The sequence below is a fragment of the Acidiferrobacterales bacterium genome, from assembly GCA_028820695.1.
Lineage (GTDB): Bacteria > Pseudomonadota > Gammaproteobacteria > Arenicellales > JAJDZL01 > JAJDZL01.
Genome location: JAPPIB010000044.1, coordinates 13,890 through 26,289, shown reverse-complemented (window position 1 = coordinate 26,289; position 12,400 = coordinate 13,890). Strand labels below are relative to the sequence as shown.

Here is a 12,400-nt window from a genome sequence, read left to right as displayed (position 1 = left end):
TCCAGACGGCTTCGCAAGTGGCTTAGTCGCAAGCACGAGGCGAGTGGCGGGAGTTCTGCGGTTCTCCTATGGCAGGCTGTATGACCATTAGGGCCTGACTCGCCTGAAGTTCAGACGCGGAGCCTTCCGCGGGTGAAGTCATGATTTCGAATGAAAGCCGGATGCGGAAGACCGCATGTCCGGTTTGATGAGCGGCTGCCGGAAACGGAGAATACGGTATGGAGTGAGGCACTGGTACTTAGTCTGAAGTTCTGCGGCTGTTTTTCGCCTTTTTCGCTCGCAAGTCTCGGATTTCAAACGACTATTTGTCCAACCTGACAGCCTCTTTTTTTTGGGTATTATATACTTGACTCCCATTAATCATGTGTATCTATATCATGTTTAAGCAACTCGTCAATTAGTAAGCTGGCCTCACCTTTTGTTAAATTCAAATAATTACCATTAACACCTAATATTCGTTGCATTGCTTGTTCAGGTGTCATATCTCGTTCTTCTGCTAATGATTCGATATAGTCAAGTTGCCTATCAGTAGCATCATCTTTATGCCATTTTGGTGGTATCTTGAATATTCTTCTTCTAAACCATTTAAAGATGCTGACTAGGCCGCAAACAAAAATGTACACTACCAAAAGGCCTAATCCAAAAGTAAAATAATCTGATTCATTCATAAATAATCCCTCTTAATCAATTTCTTATTGTTAGTGCCATCAGTAATCAATTTCATTTTGGCAATCGCATTGTCTAAGGGAACAAGAGTTTCAGTATCGCGCGTTTTGAAATATTTTCTCGCTCTGCCGTCTAGTAACCAACTCTCAAGTTGCTGATTAAAAGATGTCCTTGATACCGCTTGCGGGATAACCTAAACTACCGCCCAGAACTTCAGCCTAACCCATCGGATTGGGATGGGACCGATGGACGGAGGCGATGTCCTGAATCACCGCGTCATCCAGTTTCAGGTCAACGACTGCCAGATTCGCCTTGAGTTGCTCCATCGTTCTCGCTCCAAAGATCGCCGACGCCATAAATGGCCGAGTCAGACAGAAGGCCAATGCCATTTGGCAGCAATCCAAACCGTGGTTCCTTGCAACATCCAGATACTTGTCAACAACCGGAACTACGTATTCTGTGTAACGGCCGCCGATATCATTGGAAAAGTTGCGTCTTGAATCAGCCGGAATCTGGTCGCCCTGATATTGGCCACTCAATATACCCGCCGCCAATGGGGAGAAAGCCAGCAAACCAACATTTTCGTTGATGGATAGTTCCGACATATCGAGGTCATATTTTCGATCCAACAGGTTGTATTCGTTCTGCATGCTGACAACTCTCGGTAGATTATGAGCTGCGGACACTTCGAGAAACTTGGCTGTGCCCCAGCACGATTCATTCGATAGCCCTATGGCTCTGATCTTCCCCGCATCCATCTGTCGCTGCAAGCCATCCAGCGCTTCCAGAATATAGGCATACGTTTGGTCATAGTCCTGTTTGGAAGGGTCAAATTCCCATGATTGGCGAAAATGGTACGAACCCCGGTTCGGCCAGTGTATCTGGTACAGATCAATGTAATCAGTCCGGAGACGTCGCAAACTGCCTTCGACTGCAATTTCGATAGATTTTCGGTTTACCGGCCCGCCGTCCCTGACTGATCTTGTACCCGGTCCGACAATCTTGGTGGCAAGAATCACCTGTTCACGATTCTTGCGCGAGCGATGCCAGTTACCAATAATTTCTTCTGATCGCCCGGATTTTTCCCGTGTGATCGGGTTGACCGGATACATTTCAGCTGTATCGATGAAATTCACTCCTTTTTCGAAAGCGAGATCCATCTGCGCATGTCCTTCCGCTTCGGTATTTTGAGTGCCCCAGGTCATACTCCCAAGACAAATTTCACTGACCTTGATGCCGGATTTTCCGAGTTCGTTGTATTTCATTGTCCACCGCCCACTTCAGGCAAACGAATCGAAAAAATCATATTTTCAGATCCGATTTCTGGTTAACTCTCATTAGCCAACCTCAAAATACTCCACTAGAGGGCTTGCTGAAAATTTCGGCAACACGCACATGCAGTTCCTTTCCATTCTCATCAATCAACTGTAATATTGAATGCCCTAAAGAGAGGGTCGACTATAAGCATCTCGTACAACTTCTATCCGCTCTTTCAATCCTGGAGAATAACCTGCGTCATCCGCACATATTGAACCGCCTCCCTCGTGCAAAAAGTTCAAATAAGCTGCAAGCGACCGTTCATTGGGAATGCAATCTCGTTCTGCATATGTAGCGTAAATCGGTGCTGCTGCGAATAGTGTCATGGGAAGTCAAGTCGTATGCAGATGGAAAGAAATTCATAGCGGTCAATTTCGCTTTGATGAAGAGCACAATAGAATATCGTCGATCCGGAAACGTCAGGACAATGCAGACTAAACACGCGACGCGCTCATAAAGAGCAGACAAGGATGGCAAATTGACTTACATGGCTTCATACGCATCAATCGCGGCCTGACCGGTTTCCCCCGCTTTTTCCAGCCACTCCTGTGTCATGACTTGTCCAATTGTCTCGAGCTCCGCTCTCAACTGATCGTCAGGCGGATGAACTTCCATCCCATTGGCAGTTAACTGCTCCTTATACCAAGCAGCCAACTCTTGCACCTTCCCCCACCCGGCTGCCTGTGCATCCGCGGCAGCCTTCCTCACCACCGCCTGTGTATCCGCATCCAGACTGTCCCAGGCATCCTGATTGACAATCACCATATTCTTTGGAAGCCATGCCTGGAGGTCGTACCAGTAACTTATGTGTTCCCATAGTTTACGATCGTAGCCGGTTGAAGCTGAAGAGATCATGCTCTCGGTTGCTCCGGTGGCGAAGGCCTGGAACAATTCGGCAACTTCTAATTTTTGGGGAACTGCACCCATCAGTTCGGCAAGCCGCACAGTGCTATCGTTATAGGCTCGGAATTTGACATCCTTCATATCCGCAGCGCTTTGTACGGGTTTGACTGTATAGAGTCCTTGCGGCGGCCAAGGCACTGTATACAGAAGGACCAATCCGGATTCTCGAAGAACTTCTGCAAGAATCGGCGCGGTTGCCTCTTGCAATTTCCAAGCATCTTCAAAACTCGTCGCCAAAAAAGGAAGTGCGTCAATTTCGAATATCGGATGCTCGTTGCCCAACGTCGACATCAATCGTTCACCAATTGGCACCTGACCGGACTTCACGGCTGCATAGATTTCACCACCCTTGTAAAGTGACCCATCCGGATGTGTGACAATCTTCAGTTTTCCATCTGTCGCCTCTTCGACTGCTGCGGCGAAAGCGGCAGCATTTTCAGACTGATAGTTTGTCGCTGAATATGCAAGGGGCATGTCCCATTTTTCAGCCAATGCCACACTCGCAAAAACCGCTAGGATGCATGCAACAGCTCCAGTGATCAACTTAAACTTCATATGAATACCTTTCCTGATGATTACATGTTCGGGCACCGGTACAAGCCGCGCTCCGTTCATTCAAATGACTTCGGTGGTTTCAGCATGAACAACGCATCGACTGCCACAGCGTTTCGCGGGTTCACAACAATTGGATTTATATCAACTTCAGCGAAGAAATCCTTGAATTCAATGGTCAGATGAGACAATTTTACTAGATTGTCTATCAATTCTGATCTGTTGCCAGGAGGTTGGCCGCGTATCCCTTGAAGTATCTTGTCAACCTTGAGGGAAGAAAGCATTTCGTCAATTTCGGAATAGGAAAGAGGTGGCAGGGCTACAGCCTGATCAGCAAGAAGTTCGATATAGGTCCCACCCGCCGACAGCATGACAAACGGTCCGAATTGCGGGTCGTTCAGCATGCCGAATCCAATTTCGGTACCACTGGCAATCTGTTCGCAGATAACGGCTTTCGCACCCAATCGGTTGTTCATGTCGCGGTAGTGTCGAATCAGTTCCTTGTCGTCCGGTATGTCGAGCATGACTGCGTTTTGTTCTGTTTTGTGATGCAGACCCGGTGCACAGGATTTGAGTACGACCGGATATTCAATCCGCGACGCACAGACCATCAGGTCCTGCATCGTGCTGACCTCGAGGCGTCTCGGAGTCCTGATGCCAAAGTCGTCGAGCATGTCCATCGCCGCTGTCTGTGCGAGGTGGCCGCCTTGCGTCGTGCTCAGGTAACGCCGCCACTCGGTCACTTTGTCCGAATCCAGGGCAAAGTCGCGCTCATCGGACACACGGCCCGACTGATCGCGGTATCGGTAGATGTGGCGCGTCGCAAGGAGAGCCTCCCGGGCACCGTCAATAAACGGAATATCGGCCTCAGCCGCTTTCACGCAAAGATCGCGATGGGAGATGTCGCTGTAACAGTTCACCATCGCCAATGGCTTCGGGGTTTCATCGCAGACTCTTCTGACCGCTCTGAAAAAAGCTTCTGCAAGGTAATATCCATCTCGAAAATTGGCGAAAAACATACCACTTGCTACCGCGGAATCTCGCATCATCGCCGCGATGCAAGCGTAGAAACGATGCTCGAATTCTTTGTTCGTTCCCCAGGCATCAAGGGGATTGTCAGCTTTCAGTCCGGGTTCCAAGTGCCGGGCGATTTCGTCTTTCGTCTGCTGACTGATTTGGGCAAAACTGATGTCGAGATCATGGCAAAGATCAGTGACGAGTTCCATAAACCCACCTGATTCCTGGATTGTCGCGAGTTCTCCGATCCCAGGCCTTCGGGCAGACTGCAACAGAATGAGCAGGGCCGCCATCTCGTCGAGCCCACTGACTTCCATAACTCCGTATTTCCTGAAAACAGCTTCCAAAGCCGTATGGTTACCAGCCATCGCACCGGTATGAGTTTCGGCCTGTTTCGCCCCAAGTGGCGACTTCCCCACTTTGAGAACAACAACCGGTATTCTCCGATCATAAGCTTTCTTCAGGGACTTTAGAAAACCATCTGAGTCTCTGACAGTCTCAAGAAACAGGGCAATAACTCGCGTCGCCTCCTGATCAAGTGCCCAATCCATATAGTCCGACACGGAAGTTGTCAGTTCGTTGCCACTTGACACGCACAGATTAAATCTGAGGCGGGTGCCGTTATGGACCAACGCGCTAAGTGCCGAACCCGACTGGGCAATGTAGCTTATCGAACCCATTTCAATAGTCTTGTTGATGGGAAACACACCGGCGAACAACCCGATGCCAATGGAATAAAACCCCATTGCGTTGCCACCGCATACCGGAATGCCCGCATTGTCCGCCAACTGCTTCAATCTGTGCTTCAGTGGCGGATCGGTATCATTTTCCAGAGTGCAACTGGAATAGATGGTCACTGATTTCCCGCCATGTTGCACAGCCTGGCGCAATGCATCTTCCAAGCGCTCATTCGCGACTGCCAGGATGACATTGTCGACCGGTTGCGGCACGGACGCGAGATCTGGAAAGCACGGCACCCCGAGAACTTCCCGATATTTTGGGTTGACGGGATAGACATGACCTTGATATCCGGATTGAATGACAAGTTCGGCCAGGTTTCGTCCCGGGCGGCCGGGTTCGTCCGAGACACCCACCAGAGCGACGGAATTCGGTTTCAGCAGAGGGTCAAGCCGATGCATCGGAGAACCCAAGCCTTGCTTCGCGCCACTTGAGCGCTGCCTTGAGCCCCTGCTTGCGAACAATTCGGTTGAACTCCCTGCGAACCTCCGTCTCGGCAGTTTCAATTTCGATCGATGTTTCCAGTCCGGCATTCAAGGCTTGGTTCATGCCCATGATCTGGTAAGTACGATTGATCGCTTTTTTGGTCAATCGAACCGAATCGGGGTCCATCAGGGCAATTCCGAGAGCAAGGCTTTTGCCGCGAGTCAACACTTCGCTGTCCGCTACGACTTCGTTGACAAGGCCAAGTTGCAGCGCCTCCTGCGCAGTCATTCGGTCCTCGCCGGTGAGCAACATCTTCTTGGTCCGTTTTGGATTGGCATACCAAGGCAGCAGCAAGGCTACGATACTGCTGCCGAATCGAACTTCCGGCTCCCCGAACATGGCACCTGTTCCGCACACTGTCATATCGCAGGCAAGGGCAAGTTCAAAGCCTGCTGCCAGTGCATATCCATGCACCGCAGCGATAGTTGGTTTTTCACAATGCCAAAACCGCATGATGACCGCGAGGTCATACTCCAGCGCAGCCCGCCATTCCTGTTCACTCCTACGCTGTTTGTCGACCGAGGCCTTCAGGTCAAATCCGGCACAAAACGAACGACCATTGCCGTGTAACACGATGGCCATCACCGCATCATCGTCTTCCACAGTGTCGAGAGCCCCGCCCAGTTCATGGAGCATCGTGGTGTTGATGGCATTGAGCTTGTTCGGACGGTTTAGGCTGATCGTCGCAACCGGCCCATCAATCGAAAGCTGGATGGTGTCGTATGTCATCTCCGGCAAGGAAATCATTCCAAAAACACAGCGGATTATAAAAGGCTTCGAAGCATCCGGTTATCTGAATCGAACAGGCATGACGCGCGCCTGTGGCGCAGGCCTGGTCTGTTATGATGTTGACGAACCGTTGTATGTTGAATACCCTTCGAACAAATCAATTTTGTCTTCGTATATTCTGGTACCGAACGAAAATTGTGTACCATTCAACAACTTCACGGATTTCACGAACGATTCAACCGCTCCAAAGGAAGCCATAGGCAGTTGTCCGATATTTCACGCAGAATGAACCAGGTTCAGGCTCCGATCATCCCCGAGGTTGCGGATCTGATTGTTCGCAATCCAGGAACCATTTCATTGGGTCAGGGTGTTGTCTATTACAAACCGCCGGAACAAATCAGCCAAGGCGTGCAGGAGTTCATGCAATCGAACTCGCATCACTATCAGGCAGTCGAAGGGATTCCTGCACTGAGAAACCTGATCGGTCAGAAGTTACAGGACGAAAATGGAATTGAGACTGAGGGTTATGAAATTGTCGTCAGCGCTGGCAGCAATATGGGGTTTCTGAATGCAATTCTTGCGATTGCCGACAGCGACGATGAGATCATTCTACTCAAGCCGTGGTACTTCAATCATGAAATGGCAGTACGGATTGCGCAATGCACTCCGGTTTCGGTCGATACGGACGAGCAGTATCAACCAGACGTGAAAGCACTGGAAAAGGCGATAACCGCCAAAACCAGAGCGATTGTGACAATTTCCCCCAATAACCCGACCGGTGCTGTATATGATCGGGAGATGCTGATCAAAATCAATAACTTGTGCCGTGACGCCAACCTGTTTCACATACATGATGAAGCCTATGAATATTTCTGCTATGGCGATGCAGAGCACTTTTCACCGGCATCGGTCGATTCTGCAATTGATCATACCATTTCGCTCTACTCCACAAGCAAGAGTTATGGAATGGCCAATTGGAGAATCGGATATATGCTTATACCGCCACGACTGTTCAAGCCGGTGAGAAAGATTCAGGATACCAATCTGATATGTCCTTCTGTCATCAGCCAATATGCGGCGATGGAATGCCTCAAGGTCGGTCGGGGATTTTACGAATCACGGATTGGTGAAATTGACAAGGTACGCAGGCACTTTCAGCAAAGCCTGCACGGCAACAGCACCGCTTCGCATGGCAGGCTTCAAGGAGCATTCTACGCATTCCTGCACCTTCCACAAGTCGGTCTGAGTGATATGGACATTGTCAGATTTCTGATCGAACAGTACCAGGTTGCAGTGATTCCAGGTGTCGCGTTCGGAATGGCAAGCGCCCGCTGTATCCGGGCTTCCTATGGAGCAATGCAACCGGCAACTGTCGTGGAAGGTATCGACCGGTTGACACAAGGTCTCAAATACCTTCCAGGATGAGTGTCGATCAACCTCCTTTCAGCGGAGGTATGATCTTTATGCTATCTGTCGATTGGAGAACTTTTGATTCGCGGTCAGATTTCGGAACAATTTCGTCGTTGACGGATACCATGAACGGCTGCGTCTCCGGCAAACCGAGGATGCCTGCCAACTGTGCCGCTGTGGTGCCATCGTCGACCTCGATCTCCACCATGTTGCCCTGACTTGGCGTTGGCAGATATCTGGCAAATGTGCCAACTAGTTTGACTGTCAACTGCATGGGGCAGACCTCTACAGTCCAAGCCTATCCAACGTTTCTTCTGTCGGCACGCCGTCTTCGTTCCAGCCCCTGATCTCGTAGTACTCGGGCAACATCTTGCCCAACTCGTTGACCTTGCCTTTTGCCACACCCGACTTTGCTGGATCATTCAGCAATCTAGGTGGCAGGGAATCGTCCGCTTTGGTGAGTCCGGCTTTCAGATTGAACTGCCTTTCCAGGTTCCATATTCGCTCCCCGGTCTCGAAAAGACGTGGAACACTCCAGTCGCCTTCGCAGGCGGCATCAATCTGCGCCTGAAAGTCCTTGATCCCCCATCCGGATAACGTAAACCAACAAAGTCCTGTCGAATCGATGATAGAGACCTTGTCTTGTGATTTCTTACAGGGCAATGCCTTGCCTGCACCAGTCTGATCTTCCATGTCCGGACCGAAGACATCGTGTTTCATATGACATGCGCCTCTGCTGCTCGTGGCGTAACCCAGTCCCATGCCCTGCAACGCCCGTGAGTCGTAGCCGGCAAACTCCTGACCTTTCACCGTCATCGACAGCTCAGGATGTCCGTATTTCTCGCACAGCCGTTTTGAACCAAGCCCGAGTATCTGTCCAAATCCTTCGTGTCGACCAGTCTTTTCAGCCATGATTGTCAGCGCTTCTGCATTGCCGAAGTTCAATGGAACGCCATCGGTATCTTTATCAGTGATCACACCCATTTCATACAGTTCCATCGCGGCTGCCAGTGTACCGCCAAACGAGATTGGATCCATGCCATGCTCGTTCATCATGAATCCTGCAAACGTCAATGCATCGATATCATCCACTCCGCAATCCGGCCCGAACGCAAAAGCGGTTTCGTACTCAAGCCCGCCGCTCGCATGCCAGTATTCCGGTCGATTGCTGATCGTGAAGTGATCCTTGTCAATGTGAGATATTCGGCCACAAGCAATGGTGCAGCCGAAACATGCCTTGTTGGTCAGCAGGTTGACGTGGCCGTTGGGGTTCTCACGCGTCATCGCACTTGGATTGATATTGTCCACACCTTCAAACTGGACTTCCTGGAAATTGCGTGTTGGCAATCCGCCAAATTCCTGCATCATGTCGATCATGGCGTTGGTGCCGTACTCGGTAAGTTCTTGAACATCACCGCTTTGCGCCAGTTTTGCCTTGGTTTCCTTGACCACTTCCATGAATCGTTTTGGATTGTCCACCGTAACGCCGACTGTTCCCCGAACCGCGATCGCCTTGAGATTTTTTGAACCCATGACGGCTCCCACACCGGAGCGTCCGGCAGCCCGATGCAGATCGTTTACCACGCACGCATATCGAACAAGATTTTCACCGGCCACACCGATCGAGGCAACTTTCATCAATGGATCCTGGTGATGGGATTTGAGCCACGCCTCGGTTTCCCAGACCGTCTTTCCCCAAATCGGTTCGGCCGAGATGATTTCGACCTTGTCGTCGAAGATTTTCAGATAGGAGGGTTCGGCGGCTCGACCTTCAAGAATGAGCAGATCGTATCCTGCAAACTTGAGTTCAGCTCCAAACTTTCCTCCGGAATTCGAACACGCAATTGCATCGGTCAAGGCACCTTTCGTTATCACCGCGTAGCGACCGGAAGTGGATGCCATGGTTCCGGTGAGCGGGCCGGTCGCGAAGATCAGTACATTTCCGGGATCAAGCGCATCAACCGAAGGGTCCATATTCTCGTAAAGATACTTGGTTCCCAAACCGCGTTCACCGAGAAACTGCTGTGCCCAATCCATATTCAACGGCTCAGACTGAATCTGTCCGTCAGTCAGATTGACTCTTAGTACTTTTCTCTGCCATCCCATCGATCTTACTCTCCTTCAATTGTCAATTTTCCGCATCCGGCTGATTCTCTGGCGCAGCCTTGGTGAATTCCGCCAGTTCCCGACAATTCGCATCAATTTCCACCAGTCTTGGATAGGCACTCAGGTCACATTGAAACCTTCGGGCGTTCGCCATTTGCGGTACGAGGCAAACATCGGCCATTGTAGGCGTGTCGCCGAAACAATACAAATCGTCGTTTCCGCTAGCGACCAAGCGACTTTCCAACGCTTGAAACTCTTGAGCGATCCAGTGTCGATACCATGTGTCGCGAGCCGCATCGTCAAGGCTGAGATTATATGCCAAATACCTCAATACCCTCAGATTGTTCAAAGGGTGTATGTCGCATGCAATCGACAGAGCGACAGAGCGGACAAAAGCACGATCGACTTCGCATTCAGGCAATAATCGCGGTGTCGGATATTTTTCTTCAAGATATTCGATGATCGCTATCGATTGCGTGAGAATGACGCTGTTGTCGTCAAGCACCGGTACCAGTCCTTGAGGATTCAATTGCAGGAATTCATCCTGGCGCATTTCATTGTTCCGAAGATGGACGAAGCCATCCTCGTAGTCGATCTGCTTGAGGTTGAGGGCGATTCTGACTCGATACGCCGCAGAGCTTCGAAAATAACCATATAGTTTCATTTGTTTTTCTCGCAGTAAACTCAAAGTTGGTTGGTAAATGTGAATGAACGGGAAGAAGGATTTGGAATTTTGTTGCTGGCCGAGCAAGTATCTTGCAGTTGTTTCCCATGCTATTTTCAATTGCGGAGTTTTTGACAGGCAACAGCTCAAGGAACTGATTCCGTGTCATTTCCGTCAAAGGACAGTCCTTCATGATATCGTACGTCAAGGACCTTCCATTCAAGGAGCGGTTGCTGTAAGAGCCATATCGGAATTCAAGACCGACGCATTGATTTCTCCTTGCATCAGTTTCGGATCCGGACAGGTTTGTTCAACCGCGGTGAACGGGAAGCAAGACAGACAGTGACTCTCCAAAAGTCAACCGACTTCGCATCAATCTGGAACAACGACTCGTACTCTTGAGGCTTTCGGGTACGAATTGCAGGACCAAGCTGCTTCTCCGACTCGGTACTGTGCCTTTGAAGATTCGATGCCTCTACCGATCCGCACATGACTCTGCGCCGATTGACAGCCAGAATTAGTTGATTTGGTCGAAGTCAATGAGGCACAATATCAGCATGCATTGACGCATAAGTTTTTCGGCAGGAGCCAACCACATGCCAAGCCAAAATATACGAATGGTGCGCCTGTTTTGCTGTGCGGCAGTAGCGACAGGCTTGTATCTGTTTGCATCATTTTTTAAGACACCTGCATTGGCAGACGAGGGCTTAAGCACATCACCACAGATGAGCACTTACGCCGGATTCATGCTTGGCGCAGGGCACTCATCAAACGAGATAGTTGACATTCATGGTTTTTCAAATTGGGGTCACCCGGGTTCAAAGGTCAAATACAGCGATCGGGGTCTCGTTGGCGGTGTTTTTGCCGGCCAGCGCACCAATTTCGAAGGTACTAACAAGCGCTATGAAGTGGAGTTCATGCTGACTGATCTGGTATCCCGTTCGAATAGAGTTGATCCAAGACCGATTTATGGCGGAGATGAAACAGTTGTCACGAAGTATGACTGGACGCTGACAGCGCGGTTTGGCGTAGACAAGCAAATTGACAATGTTCGGTTTTTCGTACTTGGCGGACCGGCACTCGCCCGCATCGAGAATTCAGTGACAGACGTGGATTGGATTCGCGAACAAAAACGCTATGTCTACGACCCTGACGATTCGTTCAGCAGTGAATCGACTCGCTTCGGATGGAATCTTGGAATCGGATTTGAGAAAAGCATTGCCTCAAACTGGCTGATACGTCTCGAGGGCGCGGTTTTTGATTTCGGCAATGAAACATACCAGGTCAACCACGCTGCCAATGATGGTTGCGGTTCCGGTGGTCCGAAAACACCGTGCGCCACTCACAAAATCGATCACCGTGTGTCTGTTTTACGCCTCGGTTTCGTATATCAATTCTGATTGGCTGCCTGAACTGCATAAATTCCGAAGTCTCATCCGGGCACCACAGGAGGTAAAAGTCGACGCGTCGATTTCTCTTCACATCAGAACGGATCCATGAAGGCTCGCTCAGCAACAGCGAGGTGAGGCAAGTTGGACAGCTAATCCACCGAATTCATAAAATCATCCGGCATTTGCGATATTGTCAGTTTACCTGTTTCCTGGTCGTGCGTTGCCCAGCATCGAATCTCATATCCGCGCACGCACAAAACATCGGATCTCAATATCTGGTGGGTGATGGAAAACGATCTGCCGGAACATGAGTCAATACAACTGGAAACGATCACTTCGTCGTTCCATTTCATTGGACGTTTGAATTCCGCATGCGTTTCAATAAGTGGGAAACCCACAATCCCATATCGCTCAATCATTT

The 12,400-nt window shown here is 50.0% G+C and carries 10 protein-coding genes; 2 read left to right on the top strand and 8 right to left on the bottom strand.

Annotation, left to right across the window (positions count from 1 at the left end):
- Positions 1-356 precede the first annotated feature (356 nt).
- From OXI60_06560 to OXI60_06540, 5 genes are all read right to left on the bottom strand, one after another.
- On the bottom strand, positions 357-668 hold the full coding sequence (locus tag OXI60_06560) for a hypothetical protein (protein MDE0309478.1): 312 nt from the start codon (positions 666-668) through the stop codon (positions 357-359).
- 216 nt (positions 669-884) lie between these two features.
- Positions 885-1,931, bottom strand: a complete 1,047-nt coding sequence (locus OXI60_06555; protein ID MDE0309477.1) for an aldo/keto reductase — start codon at positions 1,929-1,931, stop codon at positions 885-887.
- 535 nt (positions 1,932-2,466) lie between these two features.
- Complete coding sequence (locus tag OXI60_06550) at positions 2,467-3,501, bottom strand: TRAP transporter substrate-binding protein (protein ID MDE0309476.1); 1,035 nt, start codon at positions 3,499-3,501, stop codon at positions 2,467-2,469.
- Positions 3,498-5,657: an acetate--CoA ligase family protein gene (locus OXI60_06545; GenBank protein MDE0309475.1), complete on the bottom strand. Its 2,160-nt coding sequence runs from the start codon at positions 5,655-5,657 to the stop codon at positions 3,498-3,500. Before OXI60_06545 ends, OXI60_06550 begins: the two co-directional genes overlap by 4 nt.
- Positions 5,581-6,408, bottom strand: coding sequence for an enoyl-CoA hydratase/isomerase family protein (locus tag OXI60_06540; protein ID MDE0309474.1), 828 nt, complete (start codon positions 6,406-6,408; stop codon positions 5,581-5,583). The genes OXI60_06545 and OXI60_06540 overlap by 77 nt, the downstream gene beginning before the upstream one ends.
- A 264-nt stretch (positions 6,409-6,672) precedes the next feature.
- Here OXI60_06540 and OXI60_06535 point away from each other — a divergent pair, with 264 nt between their 5' ends.
- Positions 6,673-7,833, top strand: a complete 1,161-nt coding sequence (locus OXI60_06535; protein MDE0309473.1) for a pyridoxal phosphate-dependent aminotransferase — start codon at positions 6,673-6,675, stop codon at positions 7,831-7,833.
- Between the two features lie 7 nt (positions 7,834-7,840).
- On the opposite strand, the gene thiS is transcribed toward OXI60_06535, so the two are convergent.
- From thiS to maiA, 3 genes are read right to left on the bottom strand one after another with little or no spacing between them, the layout of a single operon-like run.
- Positions 7,841-8,092 (bottom strand): sulfur carrier protein ThiS, encoded by a 252-nt coding sequence (gene thiS, locus OXI60_06530; protein ID MDE0309472.1) that lies wholly within the window; start codon positions 8,090-8,092, stop codon positions 7,841-7,843.
- An 11-nt stretch (positions 8,093-8,103) separates the two neighbouring features.
- Positions 8,104-9,924, bottom strand: coding sequence for an aldehyde ferredoxin oxidoreductase family protein (locus tag OXI60_06525; protein MDE0309471.1), 1,821 nt, complete (start codon positions 9,922-9,924; stop codon positions 8,104-8,106).
- 22 nt (positions 9,925-9,946) lie between these two features.
- Positions 9,947-10,588, bottom strand: a complete 642-nt coding sequence (maiA, locus tag OXI60_06520) for a maleylacetoacetate isomerase (GenBank protein ID MDE0309470.1) — start codon at positions 10,586-10,588, stop codon at positions 9,947-9,949.
- A gap of 596 nt (positions 10,589-11,184) precedes the next feature.
- On the opposite strand from maiA, the gene OXI60_06515 reads away from it, so the two are divergent.
- Positions 11,185-11,988, top strand: coding sequence for an outer membrane beta-barrel protein (locus tag OXI60_06515; protein ID MDE0309469.1), 804 nt, complete (start codon positions 11,185-11,187; stop codon positions 11,986-11,988).
- Positions 11,989-12,400 lie beyond the last annotated feature (412 nt).

Coding starts and splice junctions, on each gene's coding strand:
- OXI60_06560 (MDE0309478.1), bottom strand. CDS start 668: ATGAATGAATCAGATTATTTTACTTTTGGATTAGGCCTTTTGGTAGTG.
- OXI60_06555 (MDE0309477.1), bottom strand. CDS start 1,931: ATGAAATACAACGAACTCGGAAAATCCGGCATCAAGGTCAGTGAAATT.
- OXI60_06550 (MDE0309476.1), bottom strand. CDS start 3,501: ATGAACGGAGCGCGGCTTGTACCGGTGCCCGAACATGTAATCATCAGG.
- OXI60_06540 (MDE0309474.1), bottom strand. CDS start 6,408: ATGACATACGACACCATCCAGCTTTCGATTGATGGGCCGGTTGCGACG.
- thiS (MDE0309472.1), bottom strand. CDS start 8,092: ATGCAGTTGACAGTCAAACTAGTTGGCACATTTGCCAGATATCTGCCA.
- OXI60_06525 (MDE0309471.1), bottom strand. CDS start 9,924: ATGGGATGGCAGAGAAAAGTACTAAGAGTCAATCTGACTGACGGACAG.
- maiA (MDE0309470.1), bottom strand. CDS start 10,588: ATGAAACTATATGGTTATTTTCGAAGCTCTGCGGCGTATCGAGTCAGA.
- OXI60_06515 (MDE0309469.1), top strand. CDS start 11,185: ATGCCAAGCCAAAATATACGAATGGTGCGCCTGTTTTGCTGTGCGGCA.